Origin of the sequence: Kamptonema sp. UHCC 0994, assembly GCF_029167235.1 — a bacterium.
In the GTDB taxonomy this organism is placed as follows: domain Bacteria; phylum Cyanobacteriota; class Cyanobacteriia; order Cyanobacteriales; family Microcoleaceae; genus Kamptonema.
In genome coordinates, this window is sequence record NZ_JARFTR010000292.1 from 1 (window position 1) to 20,311 (window position 20,311).

The following is a 20,311-nucleotide window of genomic DNA, read 5'->3' on the forward strand; positions in this document are numbered from 1 at the left end:
CGGTTATTGCACCGCCCAGAGGGCGGCGTTACGGATATTTGCACTACTACTTAACCGCTAACAAATCATCATGTCATCTACAATCATTCAACTCTTATTAATCGGCTTAGCCGCTGGCGTTGCTGGTGGTATGTTCGGCATCGGCGGCGGCGCAATTATGGTGCCAGCAATGGTATTATTAATGGGCATGGATCAGAAATTTGCAACAGGCACTTCCATTGCTGCCCAAATTTTCCCCATTGGCATCTTAGCAGCTATAGTTTACTATCGCAATGGCAACTTGAATATTAAACACGCCGTCTTGATTGCTATTGGCTTAGTTATCGGCAATCTTTTCGGTGCACTGTTTGCAAATCAACCTTACATCAGTAGTGAAATGATGAAGAAGCTTTACGGCATATTTCTCTTAGCTATTGGGTGCAAATACTTGTTCTTTAAGTAAAACTTGACCCTACATTAATGCTGGTCGCGTTTTGCGTAATTTGGTGGTTCCTTTGCCTATTGTGGGCTGGCAATACTGTGATTTTACGTAACGCCGCCATCCTGGCGGTTTCTTTATAGCAACCTTCTTGGCAGTTAAGACATTCTGATTTCCACCAAACTCGCTGATTCTATTCCCTTCTTTCCCCTCTTTCCCCTCTTTCACGCTTCCCCTAGCCTAAGCGCCCCTAGCCCCTAACTTTTGACCGCCAGGATGGCGGCGTTACGGATACTATGGTCTTGGCAGTTGCTATATATTAAAATCTATAGTTCCACAAGCGCCACGCCCTCCAACCAGCTAAACGCCCCCAAACTAATCCCAAATCAAAAAATGACAGTCAGAGTTCGCATCGCCCCCTCTCCCACCGGCAATCTACACATCGGTACCGCCAGAACCGCCGTATTTAACTGGCTATACGCCCGCAACACTGGCGGTAAATTCATCCTGCGGATAGAAGACACAGACTTAGAGCGATCGCGCCCAGAATACACCGATAACATCCAAACAGGCCTCACCTGGCTCGGCCTTACCTGGGATGAAGGCCCCAGTTTTCAATCCCAACGTCTAGACTTATACCGTCAAGCAGTCCAAACCCTCTTAGACAAAGGACTCGCCTACCGCTGCTACACCAGCGCCGCAGAACTCGACCAAATGCGGGAAGAACAGAAAGCTAAAAAACAAGCCCCCCGTTACGACAATCGCCACCGCCACTTAACCCCTGAACAGCAAACCGCCTTTGAAGCCGAAGGTAGACAACCCGTAGTCCGCTTTATCATCGACGACGATCGCACTATATCCTGGCATGACATGGTACGCGGAACAGTCACCTGGAAAGGTAGCGACCTCGGCGGCGACATGGTAATCGCTAGAGCTTCCAGCGGTAGCGAAATCGGCCAACCTCTTTACAACCTTGCTGTTGTCGTCGATGACATCGATATGAATATTACCCACGTCATCCGAGGGGAAGATCACATCGGTAATACTCCCAAACAAATTTTGCTCTATGAAGCCTTGGGAACCGCACTCCCCGAATTTGCCCACACGCCCCTAATTTTAAATAAAGAAGGACAAAAGCTTTCTAAACGCGACGGCGTAACCTCTATTTCCGACTTTAAAGACATGGGTTACATCCCCGAAGCATTAGTCAATTACATGACGCTGTTAGGTTGGACACCTCCCGATTCCACCCAAGAAATCTTTACACTCTCAGAAGCAGCTCAACATTTTAGCTTCGATCGCGTCAACAAAGCAGGGGCGAAATTTGACTGGGACAAACTTAATTGGCTCAACAGTCAATATCTACACAAAATGGCAGTGCCGCAATTGACAGATTTGTTGATACCCTATTGGCAGACAGCGGGTTATGACTTCGATCCAGCGAGCGATCGCCCTTGGCTCGAACAAATCGCCTCCCTGGTTGGCCCTAGTCTCGTCCGTCTCAAAGATGCCGTCGATATGAGCAAATTGTTCTTTACCCCAACCTTGGAGTGCGAAGAAGAAGCCACTGCTCAATTGCAGCAACCAGGCGCAGCAGACGCATTGCAAGCGATTTTAGAAGCATTATCAAGCTGTCCACAGTTAACATCAGCCGAGGCTCAAGAAATCGCCAAAAAGGTGAGCAAAGAGAAAAACCTCAAAAAAGGGCTAATCATGCGAACTCTCCGGGCAGCTTTGACAGGGGCAATGCACGGCCCCGACCTGATAGAATCGTGGGTAATCCTTCACCAACGGGGAATGGATATAACCCGCTTGCAAGAGGGCATTAAAAGTTAAATTTTCAAGAGGCTGGTGTCGTGGCTGAAATTCCTAACCCAGAAAAACCGGAAACAGAAGTAGTTGCCGAAACTCCTACTTCAGAACAACCAGCAGTAGAAGTAGTTGCTGAAACTCCTACTTCAGAACAACCAGCAGAAGTTGCAGCCGAAACTCCTACTTCAGAACAACCAGCAGAAGTTGCAGCCGAAACTGCTAGCTCAGAACCGCCAGCAGTAAATTACCTCCAAACACCTGCGGCAAATCCGTTTGAAACGATTGCCAGTGCTGAAATAACTACCCCAAATCAACCTGAACAACCTGTTATAGTAGCAAAAATGTCAACCTCAAATCCACCTGAAACTGTTATCATCGTCGAAGATACTGCCACCGACAAATCAACAAGCCAGTCGCAGCAGATTAAAGAACAAATTTTCTCAATTTTGGCCGATCTACCAGATTACCTCTGGGGCTTTTATCAACAATACAAAAGCCAGCTTACTATCCTCGGTTTGGTATTAGCGTCAATTATCGCCTTCAAAATATTGCTGGGCGTACTGGACGAACTAAACGAGATCCCATTCCTAGAGCCAACTTTTGAGATAATTGGAATTGCATACTCAAGCTGGTTTATCTACCGCTATTTAGTGAGGTCATCCAACCGCCAAGAATTATATCAAAACCTCCAAATTCTCAAAGAACAAGTTTTAGGGAGAAAATCCTAAATAGTTAACGGTTAACTGTTAACGGTTAACTGTTAACGGTTAACTGTTAACAAATAACTGCTAACGGTTAACAGTTAACTTTTAACAAATAACTAATTACTGATGCACTTCGCTACATCCCGCCCATGACCAATCGCAAACGACGCAAAGGAGCATTAGTTTTAGCACTAGCAATAGCTGTGTTTATTCTGCTGAACAATGTCTTAGCGATCGCTCAAGAAAAGAACTCAACACCTATATTTGAAGATGTCACTCTCAACCCTGATTTTGCCCCAGATCCGATGACAATTAGAGGTCTTAGCGGCGGGTTTGTAGTAGCTAAAGAAACAGCAGGCCGTGAAGAAACTGTCACAGGGCCTTGCATTGGTTTCATCGATGAAAAACCCGACCATAAGTTAGTTTTAAGGACTTTTTTTGAGTACCTGAGCATTCAAGTTAAAAGTACCGAAGATACCACATTAATAATACGCGGGCCAGGCGGCACTTGGTGCAATGATGACTACGAAGGCAAAAACCCAGGTATTGTCGGTCAATGGCTTTCTGGTAATTATGATATTTGGGTTGGTTCTTATGAAAGACATAAATATTCTCCTTACATCATCAGAATTTCTCAGAAAAATCTACAGTAGCCATGCTATTAGATGGAACGTAAGTAATTCCATCTAAATAAATATTAAAATAGATATGACTAAAAAGCTTGCTGTATAAACATTCTTCCTTATTCCCTCTTCCCTAGCCCCTAGCCCCTAGCCCCTCTTCCCTCTTCCCTAGCTATAACATCATGTCACTCAAAGAATTAAAACCCAAACTTCAGGCTTTGACCCCTGCTGAAAAAACCGAAGCCATACAGATATTAGCCCAAAGTTTAGCATGGCCAGGAATTGAAAAAACTCCCGGCGTGTGTGGCGGCGACGCTAGAATCGCCGGAACTCGGATTCCCGTTTGGCTGCTAGCTGGTTATCGCTGCGACGGTACTAGCGATGCTCATATCTTAGAAGGCTACCCGAATTTAAGTCAGGATGAACTGGAAAATGCCTGGGCTTATGCTGAAAAGTACCCAGAGGAAATAGAAGCCGCTATTAAACGAAATGAGGAAGCATAACAAATGGCGCGTTTTTATACAGATGAACAATTCCCTTTTCCGGTTGTTCGATTTCTTCGCAATTTTGGTCACGATGTCTTGACTGTTCAGGAGGCTGGAAATGCTAACCAAGGAATTCCAGATGAAGACGTATTAGCCTTTGCGATCGATGACAACCGTATCATTTTAACGCTCAACCGGGATGATTTTATAGCACTCCACAGATTACAGCCCGATCATGCCGGCATTATTGTCTGCACAAGAGACCAAAACTGGGAAAACCTAGCTACAAGAATAAATGAGGCTATCTCTTCTTTTGAAACACTAAATGGTCAGCTAATTCGAGTTTATCGCCCTCAACGGTAAAAATGACACGAATTTAAAGAGGAATCGCATTGGCATAGCATTACTACCTATCCCACCAATTTCCTACTTAGTCATAATCTCAGTAACTACCTGGCCACCGCTTGCATCACCTTTTACAACCACAGTTTCATCTTTAAGTTGTCCCGCAGCTTTTGGCCCAGTTAAATTAAACTCAGGATCTAATTGGCGATAAACCACATTTCCTATAGCATCAAAGGTCTGAGTTTTCAAATACCAAATAAAATTATCTGTATTTAATTGAGCATTACGTTTCTCCCCAATTCCAACAACATTTCCCGTCAAATAAAAGACATCTTTTTCCAAATCTCCCCGACCTTGATTCCCCCTCATCGTCACTTTTTCTTTTAGTTGAATAACAGTCACAGGCCCCGGCGAAACCACCAGTTCAGCCGGAAAATTCCAACTCATAATATTACTAGATATTTGCAGCGGCGGGTCTGAGGGCATTAATTGAGCATTTTTCGTCAAGTTAGCAATTTTGAGTTTTAAATCAACATCAGCTTGGTCAGCATAAGCTCGATCTGTAATTATTTTATCCTTGTAGCGATCGATTTGCACTGGGCGATCGGCGATCATTTTTTGCCGATCTAGCAGCCAAATTAAATGTTCAGTTCGTAACTGTAAAACAGGATCTTTAACATTAGCCACCACAGACCCAAATAACTCCATCCGCTTGGCCCGACTGAAAACTCGCGCCTCCTTAGCTGAAGCTATTACCTGTTTATGATCTCCAGTTAAATTGTTACGAACAATTAGCAAATCTTCCTTCGGTCGCCACTCCAACTCATTCCCGCGCAGGATTATGCCATTGGTGGGATCGGTCGCTACAATCTTTCCCTTAAGTCTAACTTGATTACTATCTTGATGTACCTCACCCGTCTCAGCTTGGATTTGATAAACCTCTTTTCCATCTTGAAAGAGTTTCCCCTTGGGATTCTTAACGTTAACTATTTTTTTGTCTTTGCTGTATGTTACCTCCTGGGATTTTACCGTCCATAGCAGTTGTCCCTTTTCATTAGCCTGTTCTAGTGTCCCATCACTCAAAGTTAAAGTGCTATTTAACTTTTCAGCTACACTAATATCTTCTGCTAATTTGTTTTTCTGAGTTTCCTCTTTTTGGGTTCCACAAGCAGCTATTCCCAAAAGCAAAGTAACTAAAGCTACTGGTAGTGCTCTTGAGAATTTGAAATTTAGGATTTTAGATTTTGGATGAGTCATTGTTAATTGCTAGTTGCTAGTGGTTAGTTGTTAATTTTTAGTTGTTAGTTGTCTTTTCCACTAACTACTAACCACTAACCACTAACAATTATTATCTATCTTCATGATCGTCCATCAAGCTAATGCCAGACAGGGGACGATAAGCATAATTGGGGCGATTAGTTTTTTGGATATCTTCCTTAATTGATTCCAAATCAATATAGCGATCTGCTACATTAATCAAACTGTCACTCGTCATCGATCGCAAACTTACCACCTCAACTCTGACTCCGCGATAGCTGACAGCATCGACCGCATAAGCTAGATCCCCGTCACCGCTGACTAAAACTGCTGTATCGTAAGAACCCACCAAAGCCATCATGTCCACAGCAATTTCTACATCCAAATTAGCTTTTTTAGAGCCGTCTGGAAGTTGCACCAAATCCTTAGAAATCACGCGATATCCATTGCGGCGCATCCACAGTAAAAACCCTTGCTGTTTCTCATTTGTGCGGTCTACACCTGTGTAGAAAAAAGAACGTAACAGCCGCGAACCAGCAGTTAATCGGCACAAGAGCTTAGTGTAATCAATTTCAATTCCTAACTGTAACGCTGCATAAAACAGATTAGAGCCATCAATAAAAATTGCTACTCGACCTCTATTTTCTAGAACCTGTTCAGGAGTGAAAAAGTCGTGATTGTCTAGTTTACTCAACATGATTACTATTCCTCAATTTTTTATGAAAGTTTAGGTAAGAAAGTGATTGGTAATGGTAATGGTGATGACGCTACTCACACCTATGATGGCCAACTATGAAAGAACTGATTGTAAGACTTCAATGCGCTTAAAAACTGGCTGAGGTTGCCTTAAAGCTTGATTTGCTGGCAAAGCACCCCAGATCGCTTGGGTCGCAAAGGTTGCTGAATTATTAATCACAACCTGGTCGTTAAAGTCAGTTGAAAAACCTAGCTGCTGATAGATATCACTGCTGATATTGGGAATAATCGGTGATAAAAGGTAAGCTGCTAGTCTAACAGATTCCAAACCAGAATACAGGACTTCTTCAACGGCATCTAATTGTCCCTGCTTATATAAAGTCCAAGGTGCGCGATCGTCAATCAACTTGTTACCAGTTCGCACTAAAGCGAGTACAGTTTCGCAAGCTTGGCTAAAAGCTAGACTTTCGTAAGCTTGAGCGACGCGATCGCCTAAAGTTAAACCCATTGCTTTAAGCGGGTTATCTGCCGGAATGTCTTCGCTTTTAACATTAGGAACCAGGCCGCTGCAATATTTGTGAGCCATGCTTAACGTGCGGTTAACCAAATTACCCAAGTTATTTGCCAAGTCTGCATTCAAAGTATCGATAAACCGAGATTCATTAAAATCACCATCCTGTCCAAATTCAATTTCTTTTAGGAAGTAATAGCGGACTGCATCTGAGCCATACTGATTGACTAATGCAACGGGATCGATGATGTTACCATCAGTTTTTCCCATTTTTTTACCATCTTTGGTCAAAAATCCGTGTCCGAATATACGACCTGGCATTGGTAAATTTGCAGACATCAGCATCGCTGGCCAGTAAACTGCATGAAAGCGCAGAATATCTTTGCCAATTAGGTGCAGATCGATCGGCCACCATTTTGATAGAGCATTCTCTAAGGTAGGTTCGCTATCAGGATCGAGCAGAGCCGTAATATACCCCAAGAGAGCATCAAACCAAACATATATAGTATGGCGATCGTTAGCAGGAACGGGTAAACCCCAGTCAAGATTTATCCTAGAAATTGAAAAGTCTTGCAGTCCAGTGCTAACAAATTTCAGCACTTCATTGCGTCGGCTTTTGGGTTGGATGAAGTCAGGCCGCTGTTCGTAAAGGTCTTGGAGTTGGTTTTGATAGCGGGAGAGGCGGAAGAAGTAGTTTTCCTCATCACGCCACTCGACTTCTTTGCTGGTATGGATAGGACACTTTTTACCAGGAAGTAGGTCGCGTTCTTCTTTGAACTCTTCGCAGGAGACGCAATACCATCCCTGTTGCTGGCTCAAATAGATGTCGCCGGCTTCCCAAACACGCTGGAAAAATTCTTTAACTATGAACTGGTGGCGGGGTGCTGTAGTGCGGCTAAAACGGTCGTATTGGATATTTAGCTGTTCCCACAGAGACTCGAAGCCAGCGGCAATTAGGTCGCAGTGAGCTTGAGGCGATCGCCCCAAACTCTCAGCCGTGCGCTGAATCTTCTGACCATGTTCGTCTGTTCCCGTAATCAGCAAAACAGATTTGCCCCGCAGTCGCTCAAACCTAGCTGCTGCATCCGCTGCCATCGTTGTATAAGCGCTGCCAACGTGAGGTAAATCATTTACATAGTAAAGAGGTGTTGTTAAAGCAAAGGTGTCTCTAGTTATATCAGTCGATTTCATTGAATGCTAAAGAAGTTTCCTAAATCTCGTTTGGATCGTAAATCAGTATTTCCATTATACTCTAGTTGTTTTTTGTACCAGGTTAGTTGAAATTTAGAAGAAATAGCCAAACCCTGTTTTTCACAAAAAGATAAATATCTCTAATTTCAACTTTAATGTTTGTTCAATCTTTTTGGCTAATTCTAAAACAAATTTTAAGATTCTCCCTTCCCTTCTTCCTCTTCTTCCCTGAGCATCGGAGCATCGGAGCATAGTCCCTCTTCTTCCCCTAGCCCCTAGCCTAAGCGCCCCTAGCCCCTCTTCTTCCCCTAGATTTCTACTTTATGACTGAGACAAGAGTTGGTAAAGTAATGTTAACCTGCATGGGGATCGGATAAATCCTTATAGCATCAGAACTTGCCTTTTACCCATGTTTTCAGATAGCACGTTGCAAATTTCGCGCTGGTTATTGGCTGCGTTGGGAACCCAAAGCTTTCTCTACCACGAAGACCGCATACCCCGATCCGGTTCAGTATTGGTGGTAAGCAACCACCGCAGTTTCCTTGACCCAGTGTTACTAACGGCCGCGATCGGTCGTCCAATTCGCTTTGCTTGCCATCACTACATGGGTCAAGTCCCAGTGATGCGGGAGGTAGTGACAACATTTGGGGCTTTCCCTTTGGAGGAGCCAACCCATCGCCAGCAGCATTTTTTTGAGCAAGCGACGGCTCTGCTGCAAGCTAGAGAGATGGTGGGGGTGTTCCCAGAGGGAGCGGAGCCTATGGTAAAATTCACGCCGGCAAATACAGTAGGCAAGTTTCAGCGGGGATTTGCTCACTTAGCAATGCGGGCACCAGTGCAGGGTTTGGCAGTTTTGCCAGTAGCGATCGCATCTTACCAAGAGCAGTCCATTCGCTCCACAGTACCGCTGAGGCTTTTGAGTCTCTTCGATCCTTCAGAACCCCTGTTCAGTCAGTCAGGCTGGCATCCATTGATAATTTACCAGCGAACTAACATTTTAATCGGTCGCCCTTACTGGATCACCCCTTCTGTAAAACAACGATACCAGGGAAAAGAGGCGAAAAAAGTTGTTACCGAACTAACAGAACACTGTCAAGGAGAAATAACACAATTATTAAGTAAAGGTTGTTTGTAAATTGTTAACTGTTAACTGCTAATTGCTAATTGGAGAAAAATTCTCCCCTGCTCCCCTGATCCCCTGCTCCTTCATTTGAGTTTAATCATGTCAGACACGAAGAACCAAATTCGTCTTATTACGCCGAAACTGCCTAGGATCGAGTATCCGTTATTTGTATTTTTGCCCGGTATGGATGGTAGCGGTCAATTGTTGCGATCGCAAATTCCCAAATTAGCACAAGGCTTTGACATCCGTTGCTTAGCGATCCCCACCGATGATATGGCGAGTTGGGATGTACTTGTAAGCGAGACCATAGCCCTAATTGAAGCAGAAAAGGCAGCGGGAAATCATCGGTCTGTTTACCTGTGTGGCGAGTCCTTTGGGGGGTGCTTGGCGATGAAAGTAATATTAGAAGCTCCCCACCTTTTCGATCGCCTAATTTTAATTAATCCCGCGTCTTCTTTTAGACAACAGCCTTGGATGGAGTGGGGCTCGTACCTGACCCAGTGGTTGCCCGCAAACATTTATCCTTTATCAGTAGTAGGGCTGCTACCAGTTTTAGCATCTTTAGGAAAGATTGGGAGGAGCGATCGCCAAGCCTTGCTAGAAGCGATGCAAGCAGTACCCCAGAGAACATCTATTTGGCGACTAGCTTTAGTGCGATCGTTTGATGTAGGGGAAGACCAGTTACGCACTATTAAACAACCAACGCTGGTGATTGCTAGCGGAGCCGATAGACTTTTACCATCTTTATCAGAAGCGAAGCTTTTAGTCAAGCGAATACCAAAGGCAGAAATGATTGTGCTTCCAGCCAGCGGACACGCCTGCTTGCTAGAAACAGACGTTGACCTTTACGAAATTATCCAAGATTCGGGAGTGGGGATGGGGAGTTTCAGACCTCTGGGCGGGCACGGGGGCACCGCCCCTAGGTCGAATGAAACAGCCCTGCCCATTTCCCCACCTCCCCCGCTCCCTAATTCCTTTTCAGCCACTTTTGAGCGTTTAGCCGCTGGACAACGCCAAACACCATCAAATCGAGAGTAATCTTGCGTTCGTCAATTAAGAAAGGTTCTAGGGTACTGGTTTTAGTGCCGTTTTCCGCACAGGAAAAAGCTCTTTGGGCTTGAATATCTGCGTTCGGAAAATAGAGATTGAATTGCCTTTGACCTCCTTGGAACTTGCCAATAATTTGCCAACATTCTTCTGCTGCATTCAAGCCTGCGATCGCGAATTTTTGCTTAGCAAAAGTCAGGTCTAAATCCTTAACTCCCTGTTTATCCAAAGCGGTTTGTAAAGCGGGTAAGTAATCTTGCTGAATAAAATCCGCAAAAGGCTTATCTTCCAGAGCAGGGGCCTTTTCTTTTTTGGGAGCCTTAGCTGGGGCGGCTTTATCAGCCGCAGGTTTAGAGGCCGCAGGTTTAGAGGCTGGCTTTTTCGCCTCTGGCTGAGGCTTGTCCGTACTGGGAATATCGCTTGTCTCTGGTTGGTCAGAGCTTGGAGCGAGTTCTTGAGCAATTTCAGGAGTCTCCGCTTCCTCAGCGGTAGGATTTTTTACTTCTTCTGCCATTGATTCTACCTATCCAAGAGTTGCGAGTATTGAAGTCTGGAATTTGAGTTAAAGCAGTTTTGAGTAAAAACTCTTGCAGAGGCGCGATCGCTCGCACCTCTACAATTTAAAACTACTGAGGCTATTTTAAATCTCAGCGACGGCGCGTTCAATCAAGCGGCGAGCCAGAGTTTGGATGCCCGTGTGTTCGTAGTAGTTGGTAGTCATATCAAGGAAAGCACCCACATAGTCCACCTTGTCCGCAGAAATTTCTACAAAATTCTGTAAGTGGCCGAGTACATTTTGGGGAGTTAAACCGCGATCTTCGACAAAATTGCTCATCCAACCAGAAACCGAGGAGAAGCTTTCGCCAATGAAACCCAACTGGCCTGCGGGAGACTCCCCTGGAATCATACCGCTCATCTGTTTAAAGCCTGGATTTTCTTCTAAATCCTTGGGTGAGAGCTTTTCGAGCCAAGACTGAGTTGCCATGATAAAGTCTGGGCCCAGGGGAATCAAACCGTCAAAGCAAACTAAAGCAGCCATCCGCATCAAAGACTCGCCGCCGTAGTCACCCAGAGCTCCGGCAAAATCACCAATACTGTCGCCAGGGATGCCATTAATTTGACAAAAAGCCAAGAGTTCAGTGACTAATTTCAGGGATAGGTCAATGGTTTGGGCTTTTTCAGGTTTAGGAGTGATGTTGCCAAGTAATCCCAAGAAAGGAACATTTTGGGAAACTTTATTTGCTAAGGCTGCTGCACCCAGCGCACTCCCTGCACTGTCGATTTTTTGGTAGAGCCATAGAGCGCGTTGGTATCCTTGGGATTTGTCATTGTAAAGGTAAATAGCGCGCTCGCCTATTTGCTGAATTAACTCTTCGTCTGTTTCGCCGGTGACAGTGCGGATTGTGTTTTCAAAGCCAACTAAATTATCCCATTGACCAGGAACCACAAAGTCAAGCGCTCGCAGCGCTTTCACAGTCATGTTGTCTTTTGGGAGTTGATCGACTAATTCAAAGATGGTTTTGCTCATAACAGATTCCTTATTTTTGAGCGGAATTGAAACGGATAGTGGGTGAGTAAGCTGAAGAACGGTTGGGTTCAAAGGATATAGAAGTTACCAAGAAATTCCCAAGGATTCCTAAATTATTTCCCAACATCAAATGTAGAGACTGCCATTGCAGTTCTACAAAGTGGGGCAACCTTATTTGACCTGAGCAAGGCCACTGAGATTGAATTTTCCTAGCCAATCTTCGCGATCGCTAGCACTAAAGGAAGGATCGCGGGACTGAACTTTCACCTGGTAGCGGTTGGCTACTAGGACAGCGGTAGTCGTAGATCCTTGTTGAACTGAGGGATAGCCGCCAATTTTCTGGGTACTTTGCTCAAATTTAGTTGCCGCACTGGGATTGCCAGCAATGTCATTAATAGACAGCATTGCCACATCTTTGCCACCTTTTTTCAACTTAGCTTCAGCAAATCCCGTTTTTTCCTGAGAGAAAGTGCGAGTAAAGCCACCGCCGTTAGGGGGGAAGAATTGATTTAATTTGCCCCCTGCTACGGCTTTGCTAGGAAGTTTTTGAGCGTTACTGGTTTGATTAGGTTGTTGGGCGTTTGTCTGCTTTGTTTGAGAAGGTTTTTGGGTACTTTCTTGCTGAGCTTTGTCCCAGCGGGTGGGGGTCTTATCTCCGCACGCCGTCACGAGCAGCATCATCGCGATCAGAAATGGAGCTAGGATTCTACGCATAAGGGGGAATTTCATCGCTGTCTCCTCAAGAATTGAGTTTATGGTAACAATTGTGACTTAATACTTGCCGATCTGTCCTCTATCACCGATTTCTAGGGGATTCCCAGCTCAGAGAGGGAGCTTGATATGCAGCTTCACTATAGTAAAGTTCTATTACGCAATTATTTTCAGTTTTCTTGGTTGGCGATCGCAAGTTGTATAGCAACCGCCTTGGCGGTTAGAACACGATCAATTGCCACCTGCCACCTGCCACCTGCCACCTGCCTTCACATTGCCGTAAAAAATCCCCCGCTTGTAGCAGAGGATTTTTTTCAAAAGATGAGTTAAATCTGAGCTCAGTTTAACCCTGAGACGCTGACGAGGATTAAGCCTCGCTTTCTATGTGGATAAACAGCAAACCCATAACTACCAATGGAAAGAGCCAGGTAATTGTTGGAATCAAGATCCAAGGCAAGAAAGAAGCTGCGTAGGAACCTGTCATGTTTAATTCTCCAAATCTAAAGTATTACAGTCTGGGAACAGAGATACTACTTGCAAGTGATTCAAACTCCCCGGTTTATAGAAGGGAGGATTGTGGAAGATAAACTTTTTGGGATCGAGCCACAAAAAGAGTAAAAACTCTCACTGCTCAAAATTCTTAACAAAAGTCGGGATTGGAGAGTGATAATCCCTGCCCCAACCCCATCCTTTGAGGTAAAGGGTTTAGTTGACCAAACCCCGGAAGATAGCATCGACCCCCTTGAAATTTTCTAGCAGGAAGTAGGCCACGAAAGCGCCGCCTGCACCGCCGAGGAAAAAACCAGCGGTTAGTTGGCTCCAGCCTTCACCAGTTTTCAGAGCTTCGGGAGTCTGGGCATTAGCGCTCGTCAAGCTGCTGTCCTGTTTGAAAGAGACTAAGCCGTAGGCAGACATACCAGCAGTACCTAGTAGAACTATGACTAAGGCTGTGATTAATCCGCCCAAGTTAGCAGCTTCGGGATAATCCCGCAGAGGGCCGAAGACGATCTCCGGGCCGACGAGGAAGTAACCGTGTGCCAAGCCAATCTCTAGACCCCGAACGATGGGGGAGAGGTTTTTGCGGTAGGCGGGTAAGTTGCCGATGAAAGTTTTGGTGAAATCGGAAGCACTGATAGGGGTGGCGAGATGACCCACGAATGGATCGCCGTTAAAGGGTTTAATGAGTTCTGCGTCTCTGGGATCGGCCATGCTTATGTTTCCTCACTGATTGAAAATCTGTATAAGAACTTAAGGTCATATTTTAAGCAGGGACGGGTTGCGTAATTACAGAATTGCCTCCCAGCTTTAGAAAAGTTCACTTTTGGTGATGAATTGAAGTATTTTTGTGGTTTTGACGATACCAGGAAGCAATGCGGTTTGGCGACACCCCAAGGAAATAGGCAATAATGACGATTTGGTTAATGAGGGTGGTTTTGAGGATGCCGAGTTTTTGCCAGCGACGGGCGGAGGTGACGACGGGGAGGGGCGCGATGCCTACGGCGCGGAGTTTCGGTATCGCAATTCTACCCATCCGCTGTAACCGCCGCATGAGTTCAAAGTCTTCCATGATGGGTTGGTTGGGAAAGCCGCCAAGTTGTTGAAAGGTAGTAGTTTTGAGGAATATTGCTTGGTCGCCGTAGGGCATTTGGCAGTAGCGCGATCGCAGATTTACCATTTTTTCGACTATCCGCAGGCTGGGACTTGACCCATCAATTTTGAGTTGGAAGGCCCCGGCAATCATTCCAGGTTGGGCTAGGATTTGTCGCACCCAAGTATCGAACTCAGGGGGTAAAAGAGTATCGGCGTGGAGAAAGAGGAGGATGTCGCCACTGGCGGCGGCTGCACCGGCGTTCATTTGAGTAGCGCGGCCTGGTGGGGCCGTGAGGACTTGTACGTGGTTGGCTGCTTGGATTGTGCCATCTGTGCTCCCGCCGTCTACGACGATGATTTCTACGGCGGTGGCATTTTGGGCTTGGTTGATGGTTTGCGCGATCGCTTTGGCTTCATTTAATACTGGGATAATGATGGAAATTTTTACAGGTGGTGAATCTGGCATTTGCAATCTAACTATTAATTGTTAGTTGTTACTTGTTAATTGTTAATTGGTATTTTTGACCATGAGAAACCTCTATCAACCTCATTAGTCCGCGTAGGCGGACTTTGTTTGTGTAGCCGCGATTTCAATCGCCAGGTATTTTTGCTATTTTGGGTTTCTATCCGCACTTCAAACCCTTGATAAACCAGCGGCGAACTGCCTCAACTTGAAAGCGATATCCTTCACCCACTTCCTCAATTAATTCCCGTCGCAATAACGATTCAATAATATTATCTGAATTATCAGCCAAATCATCAACAAACTGACGCGATAAAACCTCTCGGCTAACTGTAATACCTTCCCCCTGGGCGGCGATGAAACGCAAGACAGCTAAACCAGCAGCATCTATTTGATTATTTTGAAGATCGGCAAAAAAGAAACTACCACTATCTAAAGCTTTAGGTATTGCTGCTTCCACATCGGCTAAATTTGCCAAGCGACGCACCGAGGGGTCTTGCTCATTTTTCAGATAAATAATTTCAGCACAAAGCAATTGTATCAGAAATGGGTGACAGCGCGTAAGTTGCAGCACTCGCTCAACAGCATCCGGTTCGTAACGTAGCTTAAAATCTTTCACAGGTTGCTCAATTAACTGACGCGCTTCATGTTCCTTCAGATAACTGATATGTAATACTTGGACATTGATTAAATAACTGGCCCAACGCTGAAACTCCTCGATAGTATGGCTACCAGCTAATAACAATTTGAAGCGGGGACGATGTTGGATGAGATGACGCAACATTCCTAAAACATCTTGTTCGTCAAAGCGTCCTTTGCTGATAGCAGCATCTAGCGCCTCGAACTCATCGAAGGAAAGTAAGGCAATATTTTGGTCTAGGGTTTGTTCTACTCGATCCAGCCATTCATCAAAGTAGGTGAAAGGGTCAGCGGCTAAAGTTTCGCGGGTAAGAGGTGGGAGAGTAAAACCACTTTGACGCTGGGCTGATTCTATCATCGCTCTGGCGATATTGTAGAGAAAACCAGCATAGTCACTCGCTGAAGAAACTGGCCCTTGCAAGTCTACAAACATAGGGATAATGCTATTAGGTAGCAAGCGTCCCAGGTTATTGAGGAGAGAGGTTTTACCCATGCGTCGTTGACCGTAGAGTAGCAAAGGTGGGCGGCGACGGTCTAATATTAATTGTTCGATGCGAGCACCGATGTCTGTGCGGCCGGCGAAGATTTCTTGTTGTTCGTTGAGAGGTACGCCGATGATATAGGGGTTATCAATTTCTTGGCGAAGTTCGACGGTTTTAACTAATTCTTGTATATGGTTGGTGACTATTTCACACCATTGGGTAGCAATGGGGCGAAAACGTACGGAATATTTATCGCTGCTGCGGGTTAATTCTCGAATTAAACCGTTTAATCTTTCTGCTACCATACTGAGGGCTAAACGTTGGTTATAAGCACTTCCTTGGTTGATGGCTGCATCTACGTCTTGGCTGATATGACTGAAGCTACTGAGTAGGGTTCTGACGGGGCTATTTAGTTCGCCAACTGCTAGACTGCTGTGAGCTTTACTGATAGCTGTTACGTCTGTATAACTTTCTAATTCCCTGGCATCTAGTTCTATTTGTACAACTTGTGTAGCCCAACGTTGACGACTGGTAGTGAGGTAGTTAAGTGCGGCTTTTCCTTCATGTGGGCTATGTTCGATAACAAAAAGGAGATGTTTATCCAATTCGTACAGTTTTAAGTTTTGCCATTCATCCCAAAAAGCAGAGTTATAGCGTAGCCAAGAAGGATTATTACCCAGAGATTTTTTGTCAAGACGATAAAGTTGAATATTCCATAAAATTACAAATGGATAAAGTATGAGAGGTCGTAATAAAACAATGATTGATACAGAAATTAATGACAATACTACAAAAAATAGTACAAACGGATAAATAAAGAATCTTAGGATTCTTAAAAATAAACGAGTTAATTTATTATTTAGCAAATTTTTTGTATCTATAGTATTGACGTTAGTATTCTTAAGCGATAAATTGAATAACACGCTATAAGATACAGAAAATGAAACAATAATAGCAGTAAAATACGAAATATAAGATTTTTCGGAAAATATTATTGTATTGTTTACATTTAGACCTAAACTAAATATGGTTATAAATATCAAATCAAATGCTATATTAGAAAATACTTTATAAAAAAGAATAAATAACTCATCATCTAGCCCATCATCCAGCCATTTATATGTTACTTTAAATAAAACCGACAAAAATACTTTCATTAGTATAGATGACACTATGGCTAGTATCATCTTAGCGATGATAGTATCAAATGATTGACCTTGATTTAATAGCACCAAACTAAATAGTAAGTTAGCTAAAACAGGCAATATAAAATATCCTTGAATTAGCAGCCGCCACAAAGCCAGGTTCCGCCAGCGCTGTTTTCTAATCAAAATCAGTAGAGAAGAGTCAAACTTTAAGTCGGGGTCAATGCGGGTTAAATGGTTACGGAAAGCTGAGGGATGAATTATCAGCCACCAAAGTAATTGCAGGCTACCGATAATCAGGTTGGGGTGCTGTTCGGGTGCATCGGTGTAGGCGTTGCGGGGCACGTTTGGCGATGTCATTTTGGTTGTTTTTTTGTCTTTTGGGTAGCTTATGGGATTGAAAATATAAAATTCACCTTGATTTATTTATGTTCGATTACTTACCATAATAATCATTTTAGGGTAAAATCAAAGAATCGGCGAAAGAAAGCTAGAGCTATGACCCAAACTCAATTAAATGTCTCTAAATCTGCTGATTTGTACGAAACCGATTTCTATGCTTGGACTGTCAAGCAAGGTAAACTTTTGCGAGATGGTGCGTGGGATAGTTTAGATGTTCCGAATTTAGTTGAGGAGATTGAATCTTTGGGGAGGCAAGACCGCAGGGAGTTGAGTAATCGCTTAAGAGTTTTAATCGGGCATCTGCTGAAATGGGAATATCAATCTGGTAAGCGTTCTAGGAGTTGGTCAAATACTATTTACGAACAACGTTATCAAGTTAAAAAACTGATCAAAGAAAGCCCTAGTTTAAAACCTTACTTGGACGAGGCTATGGTGGAAATTTACAGCGATGCGCTGGATTTAGCTATTCAAGAAACTTCCTTAGATAAAAGTTGTTTTCCTCAAGAATGCTGTTACAATTTAGAGCAGATATTAGAAAAAGATTTTTTTCCAGGCGAACCAACTGAATCAGATTTAATGGATTAATTGGGTGTTGAGTATAATCATTGCAAATAACCCGGCGATTGGAAATCGCGGCTACACAAACCAAGTCCGCCTACGCGGACTAAAAAAACGAGATTTAACCCGCGCAGGCGGGTTTTGTCTGTGTAGATGCGGTTTCAACCACCCGGTTTTTCCAATAAATCTATAAAAGGCTGTATCTGTTGTAATCCTTCTTCCCGCCAATTATCGCCAATTTCCCCATCTTCCAAAGTAAATAATCTTTCTCGACAAAGGATTTGCAACAAAATCGGCCAGCATTCACTTTGACTTAAAATCCACTCTATATCATCCTCAGCAAAAGCTATCGGCGAACTAGCTATCAATTCCCGCGCCTCTAACTCTGTCAAGGCTCCCAACGTCGCACTATAACCGAAAATATTAAAAAATGGCGAAGTATGTCCGGTGTGACGCGCTAAATCTATCGGTGATTCAGGGGTGGCCAAGACAAAGGCTAGATTACCTTGAGTATAGTTAGTTGCCAAAGAACGCAAACTCTCCCAAAAAGTATCATCTAATTCTGGACACCGTTGCAATCCTACGCCAATTTCATCAAGTAAGATAACCGTAGGTTTTTGCAATTTACCACTAACCGCATCCATGAATTTATCTAAGTTACAAGGATTAGGTATCGGCATTTCCAGACATTTTAATATATAGCCTAAAAATCCCTCCCGACTCTGCATTCTCGCATTTTGCAAGTCTACGAATATCCAGCAATAATTATCTGGATGTGTCAACCAGTCAGATTTTTGATTGACTCGTAACTGTGTTGCTGGCGTAGTCGTGATGCTTTTCAAGTAATGCAGCAGAGAAGTTTTCCCACTACGCTGTTTACCGATAATGGCCGCGTTTTGCAGAGGATGGCGTTTTAGTAAGTCGAATATGCGTTTTAGTTCTCGCTGTCGGCCGAAAAAGTAGCGCGGTTGGGTGATGCAGGAACCAGTGAGAAAAGGCGAGGGTGGCAGAGGTTTGATTTCTTCTTTTAAAGCGATTTTCTGCCAATCTAAGCCAAGTTTTTCGCTAATTTCGACAAAATTAAGATAATCAATAGGTTTGCCGTTGAAGAACTTGCTAACGGTGTCTCTGGCTATTCCTAATTCGGTGGCTAGCGCCTGTTGGCTAGGAAAGCTATTGCGTTGGACAGCCTGTTTTACTTTTTCGATGTACTCTGGGGCAACTTTGAGCGATCGCGCCATAAAAAATCCGCGAATATTGCTCATATTATACCGAAATTCTGCCTAATATCTCAGCTACACAACTCAGTCACCCTTCAGTCAAAAGTCAGACAGATTGAGATATTTTTAAAGCCAGATGTCCGTCAGCCTCACGTTTTGATGGAAGTGTCCCAATTAAAGGTACTTCAATGAATAATAACTTTAACCATCTCGAAAAAGCTTTAGAAATCACTGCTGGTATTCTGGCAATTTACCAATGGTGTCCATCTTTAGCAATTGCTACTGCCATTGCGATTATATTAGGTCTGATTGAAAAGTGCGATGATGACAGAGAATAATTGTAGGTTAATGAAGTGCGATCGCCCCTCGGCAATTAGTCGAGGGTGCGACTCAATTCTTAATACCTTAATATTTCAAATCCAAGATTGCAAGATCCTCTGGTCGATCAATATCAGCCAATGGCGGAAGATAAGCAATGGCTAAATTGAGATTCTGTGCGATCGCGACACTCTGGCCCAAAACCTCAGCCGTTCCCCAATTGATTCCCCTGAAAATTTCCGGTACAAACCTCCGTAAACCAATCAGATAATAACCGCCATCTAAAGCAGGGCCAAATACCAAATCGTGACCATCGAGTTCTTCAAAAGCTTTTGCCATTAAATCAGCGTTCAAATTGGGGCAATCCGTACCAATAAGCACAACTTTTTCCATACCAGAATTAAAAGATATCTGAAACGCGGCTGCCATTTTTTCACCTAAATTACCAGTTACTTGATTTTCGTAAATAATCTCATTTCCTAGCCATTCTAACATCAGCTTTTTTGTCCCACCCGTAAAGTAAACTTCAATACAAAATTCATGAATTAAAAGTTGTTTAGCTTGCCATATTGTCCCTTCTGTTAGTTGTCTGTGAAGCTTCGCCGCGCCTTCTATTCCTAACATCGGTATGAGTCGGGTTTTTGTTTTTCCCGGTTCTGGATAACGGGTGAAAATGATTAACTTTTCTTTCACTTTTTTTGACATAAACACAAAGATATAGTGCGATTCGTTTTACCTAAAGTAAGCTGAAAAGCTTGCGGGACGGTAAACCCAGTTGATGAAACTGGTGATAACTGATTACATTTGTGGGTGAATCGCCGTGCGGTAAGTCCCACCCCTCAAGTGCAGAGGTGAAAGCATATCCCCTAGTTTATTGGGTAGCAACCATGATAGCTAAAGCGGGGGTAAAAGGCACAACTACTAGGAGCCAAACCCGGTAACTGTCGAGCAAGAGTCCATGCGTAGCGAAAGCAAAGATGTGTCTGAACCATCGTTAAGTGTAATGGTGTAATGGCTAGTCAAAGGTAAACCCGTTTTGAAAT

At 43.9% G+C, this 20,311-nt stretch carries 22 protein-coding genes; 10 read left to right on the plus strand and 12 right to left on the minus strand.

The genetic code is table 11. The features are described from left to right. Nucleotides 1–70: 70 nt before the first annotated feature. The 6 genes from PY364_RS26275 to PY364_RS26300 all read left to right on the plus strand — a co-directional run bounded on the left by PY364_RS26275 (nt 71) and on the right by PY364_RS26300 (nt 4,405). Nucleotides 71–442 carry a sulfite exporter TauE/SafE family protein gene (locus PY364_RS26275; RefSeq protein WP_275570662.1) on the plus strand — a complete coding sequence of 124 codons (372 nt, stop codon included), beginning with the start codon at nt 71–73 and terminating at the stop codon, nt 440–442. 369 nt (nt 443–811) lie between these two features. Next, nucleotides 812–2,254 carry a glutamate--tRNA ligase gene (gltX, locus tag PY364_RS26280; RefSeq protein WP_275570663.1) on the plus strand — a complete coding sequence of 481 codons (1,443 nt, stop codon included), beginning with the start codon at nt 812–814 and terminating at the stop codon, nt 2,252–2,254. Between the two features lie 20 nt (nt 2,255–2,274). Continuing rightward, on the plus strand, nt 2,275–2,958 hold the full coding sequence (locus tag PY364_RS26285) for a CAAD domain-containing protein (protein WP_275570664.1): 684 nt from the start codon (nt 2,275–2,277) through the stop codon (nt 2,956–2,958). Nucleotides 2,959–3,083: 125 nt separating this feature from the next. Next, nucleotides 3,084–3,587, plus strand: coding sequence for a hypothetical protein (locus PY364_RS26290; RefSeq protein ID WP_275570665.1), 504 nt, complete (start codon nt 3,084–3,086; stop codon nt 3,585–3,587). Nucleotides 3,588–3,739: 152 nt separating this feature from the next. Continuing rightward, on the plus strand, nt 3,740–4,060 hold the full coding sequence (locus PY364_RS26295; RefSeq protein ID WP_275570666.1) for a DUF433 domain-containing protein: 321 nt from the start codon (nt 3,740–3,742) through the stop codon (nt 4,058–4,060). A 3-nt stretch (nt 4,061–4,063) separates the two neighbouring features. Next, a complete protein-coding gene (locus PY364_RS26300; protein ID WP_275570667.1) occupies nt 4,064–4,405 on the plus strand; it encodes a DUF5615 family PIN-like protein in 342 nt (113 codons plus the stop codon). Nucleotides 4,406–4,468: 63 nt separating this feature from the next. On the opposite strand, the gene lptC is transcribed toward PY364_RS26300, so the two are convergent. The 3 genes from lptC to metG all read right to left on the minus strand — a co-directional run bounded on the left by lptC (nt 4,469) and on the right by metG (nt 8,042). Next, nucleotides 4,469–5,644, minus strand: a complete 1,176-nt coding sequence (lptC, locus tag PY364_RS26305; protein ID WP_275570668.1) for an LPS export ABC transporter periplasmic protein LptC — start codon at nt 5,642–5,644, stop codon at nt 4,469–4,471. 91 nt (nt 5,645–5,735) lie between these two features. Next, complete coding sequence (locus PY364_RS26310) at nt 5,736–6,341, minus strand: NYN domain-containing protein (RefSeq protein ID WP_275570669.1); 606 nt, start codon at nt 6,339–6,341, stop codon at nt 5,736–5,738. Nucleotides 6,342–6,434: 93 nt separating this feature from the next. Next, nucleotides 6,435–8,042, minus strand: a complete 1,608-nt coding sequence (gene metG, locus PY364_RS26315; RefSeq protein WP_275570670.1) for a methionine--tRNA ligase — start codon at nt 8,040–8,042, stop codon at nt 6,435–6,437. A 409-nt stretch (nt 8,043–8,451) separates the two neighbouring features. Between metG and PY364_RS26320 the strand changes: the two genes are divergently transcribed. Together PY364_RS26320 and PY364_RS26325 are read left to right on the plus strand one after the other, a co-directional pair. Further along, nucleotides 8,452–9,177 carry a lysophospholipid acyltransferase family protein gene (locus tag PY364_RS26320; protein WP_275570671.1) on the plus strand — a complete coding sequence of 242 codons (726 nt, stop codon included), beginning with the start codon at nt 8,452–8,454 and terminating at the stop codon, nt 9,175–9,177. 87 nt (nt 9,178–9,264) lie between these two features. Continuing rightward, the gene (locus PY364_RS26325; protein ID WP_275570672.1) at nt 9,265–10,203 is read left to right on the plus strand and encodes an alpha/beta fold hydrolase; all 939 of its coding nucleotides are present in this window, start codon (nt 9,265–9,267) and stop codon (nt 10,201–10,203) included. On the opposite strand, the gene PY364_RS26330 is transcribed toward PY364_RS26325, so the two are convergent. The 7 genes from PY364_RS26330 to PY364_RS26360 all read right to left on the minus strand — a co-directional run bounded on the left by PY364_RS26330 (nt 10,133) and on the right by PY364_RS26360 (nt 17,130). Then, a complete protein-coding gene (locus PY364_RS26330) occupies nt 10,133–10,726 on the minus strand; it encodes a DUF2996 domain-containing protein (RefSeq protein ID WP_275570673.1) in 594 nt (197 codons plus the stop codon). The two genes, PY364_RS26325 and PY364_RS26330, sit on opposite strands and share 71 nt — an antisense overlap. Before the next feature lie 126 nt (nt 10,727–10,852). Further along, nucleotides 10,853–11,740, minus strand: coding sequence for a hypothetical protein (locus tag PY364_RS26335; RefSeq protein ID WP_275570674.1), 888 nt, complete (start codon nt 11,738–11,740; stop codon nt 10,853–10,855). A 171-nt stretch (nt 11,741–11,911) separates the two neighbouring features. Continuing rightward, a complete protein-coding gene (locus PY364_RS26340) occupies nt 11,912–12,469 on the minus strand; it encodes a hypothetical protein (protein WP_275570675.1) in 558 nt (185 codons plus the stop codon). A 349-nt stretch (nt 12,470–12,818) separates the two neighbouring features. After that, nucleotides 12,819–12,935, minus strand: a complete 117-nt coding sequence (locus tag PY364_RS26345; RefSeq protein WP_275570676.1) for a photosystem I reaction center subunit VIII — start codon at nt 12,933–12,935, stop codon at nt 12,819–12,821. Between the two features lie 221 nt (nt 12,936–13,156). Continuing rightward, nucleotides 13,157–13,660, minus strand: a complete 504-nt coding sequence (locus PY364_RS26350; protein WP_275570677.1) for a photosystem I reaction center protein subunit XI — start codon at nt 13,658–13,660, stop codon at nt 13,157–13,159. A 106-nt stretch (nt 13,661–13,766) separates the two neighbouring features. Continuing rightward, nucleotides 13,767–14,507, minus strand: a complete 741-nt coding sequence (locus tag PY364_RS26355; RefSeq protein WP_275570678.1) for a TIGR04283 family arsenosugar biosynthesis glycosyltransferase — start codon at nt 14,505–14,507, stop codon at nt 13,767–13,769. A 157-nt stretch (nt 14,508–14,664) separates the two neighbouring features. Continuing rightward, nucleotides 14,665–17,130 carry an AAA family ATPase gene (locus PY364_RS26360; RefSeq protein WP_275570679.1) on the minus strand — a complete coding sequence of 822 codons (2,466 nt, stop codon included), beginning with the start codon at nt 17,128–17,130 and terminating at the stop codon, nt 14,665–14,667. A gap of 138 nt (nt 17,131–17,268) precedes the next feature. On the opposite strand from PY364_RS26360, the gene PY364_RS26365 reads away from it, so the two are divergent. Continuing rightward, on the plus strand, nt 17,269–17,757 hold the full coding sequence (locus PY364_RS26365) for a DUF29 domain-containing protein (protein WP_275570680.1): 489 nt from the start codon (nt 17,269–17,271) through the stop codon (nt 17,755–17,757). A gap of 134 nt (nt 17,758–17,891) precedes the next feature. Here the strand turns inward: PY364_RS26365 and PY364_RS26370 are convergent, their stop codons facing one another. Beyond that, nucleotides 17,892–18,995: a helix-turn-helix domain-containing protein gene (locus PY364_RS26370; RefSeq protein ID WP_275570681.1), complete on the minus strand. Its 1,104-nt coding sequence runs from the start codon at nt 18,993–18,995 to the stop codon at nt 17,892–17,894. 143 nt (nt 18,996–19,138) lie between these two features. On the opposite strand from PY364_RS26370, the gene PY364_RS26375 reads away from it, so the two are divergent. Continuing rightward, a complete protein-coding gene (locus tag PY364_RS26375) occupies nt 19,139–19,288 on the plus strand; it encodes a hypothetical protein (RefSeq protein WP_275570682.1) in 150 nt (49 codons plus the stop codon). A gap of 67 nt (nt 19,289–19,355) precedes the next feature. On the opposite strand, the gene PY364_RS26380 is transcribed toward PY364_RS26375, so the two are convergent. Next, nucleotides 19,356–19,973, minus strand: coding sequence for a TIGR04282 family arsenosugar biosynthesis glycosyltransferase (locus PY364_RS26380; RefSeq protein ID WP_275570683.1), 618 nt, complete (start codon nt 19,971–19,973; stop codon nt 19,356–19,358). Nucleotides 19,974–20,311: the final 338 nt, after the last annotated feature.

Coding starts and splice junctions, on each gene's coding strand:
- PY364_RS26350 (WP_275570677.1), bottom strand. CDS start 13,660: ATGGCCGATCCCAGAGACGCAGAACTCATTAAACCCTTTAACGGCGAT.
- PY364_RS26370 (WP_275570681.1), bottom strand. CDS start 18,995: ATGAGCAATATTCGCGGATTTTTTATGGCGCGATCGCTCAAAGTTGCC.
- gltX (WP_275570663.1), top strand. CDS start 812: ATGACAGTCAGAGTTCGCATCGCCCCCTCTCCCACCGGCAATCTACAC.
- PY364_RS26355 (WP_275570678.1), bottom strand. CDS start 14,507: ATGCCAGATTCACCACCTGTAAAAATTTCCATCATTATCCCAGTATTA.
- PY364_RS26330 (WP_275570673.1), bottom strand. CDS start 10,726: ATGGCAGAAGAAGTAAAAAATCCTACCGCTGAGGAAGCGGAGACTCCT.
- PY364_RS26345 (WP_275570676.1), bottom strand. CDS start 12,935: ATGACAGGTTCCTACGCAGCTTCTTTCTTGCCTTGGATCTTGATTCCA.
- PY364_RS26375 (WP_275570682.1), top strand. CDS start 19,139: ATGAATAATAACTTTAACCATCTCGAAAAAGCTTTAGAAATCACTGCT.
- PY364_RS26340 (WP_275570675.1), bottom strand. CDS start 12,469: ATGAAATTCCCCCTTATGCGTAGAATCCTAGCTCCATTTCTGATCGCG.
- PY364_RS26300 (WP_275570667.1), top strand. CDS start 4,064: ATGGCGCGTTTTTATACAGATGAACAATTCCCTTTTCCGGTTGTTCGA.
- PY364_RS26365 (WP_275570680.1), top strand. CDS start 17,269: ATGACCCAAACTCAATTAAATGTCTCTAAATCTGCTGATTTGTACGAA.
- PY364_RS26295 (WP_275570666.1), top strand. CDS start 3,740: ATGTCACTCAAAGAATTAAAACCCAAACTTCAGGCTTTGACCCCTGCT.
- PY364_RS26380 (WP_275570683.1), bottom strand. CDS start 19,973: ATGTCAAAAAAAGTGAAAGAAAAGTTAATCATTTTCACCCGTTATCCA.
- PY364_RS26290 (WP_275570665.1), top strand. CDS start 3,084: ATGACCAATCGCAAACGACGCAAAGGAGCATTAGTTTTAGCACTAGCA.
- PY364_RS26310 (WP_275570669.1), bottom strand. CDS start 6,341: ATGTTGAGTAAACTAGACAATCACGACTTTTTCACTCCTGAACAGGTT.
- PY364_RS26335 (WP_275570674.1), bottom strand. CDS start 11,740: ATGAGCAAAACCATCTTTGAATTAGTCGATCAACTCCCAAAAGACAAC.
- PY364_RS26325 (WP_275570672.1), top strand. CDS start 9,265: ATGTCAGACACGAAGAACCAAATTCGTCTTATTACGCCGAAACTGCCT.
- PY364_RS26320 (WP_275570671.1), top strand. CDS start 8,452: ATGTTTTCAGATAGCACGTTGCAAATTTCGCGCTGGTTATTGGCTGCG.
- PY364_RS26360 (WP_275570679.1), bottom strand. CDS start 17,130: ATGACATCGCCAAACGTGCCCCGCAACGCCTACACCGATGCACCCGAA.
- PY364_RS26275 (WP_275570662.1), top strand. CDS start 71: ATGTCATCTACAATCATTCAACTCTTATTAATCGGCTTAGCCGCTGGC.
- lptC (WP_275570668.1), bottom strand. CDS start 5,644: ATGACTCATCCAAAATCTAAAATCCTAAATTTCAAATTCTCAAGAGCA.
- metG (WP_275570670.1), bottom strand. CDS start 8,042: ATGAAATCGACTGATATAACTAGAGACACCTTTGCTTTAACAACACCT.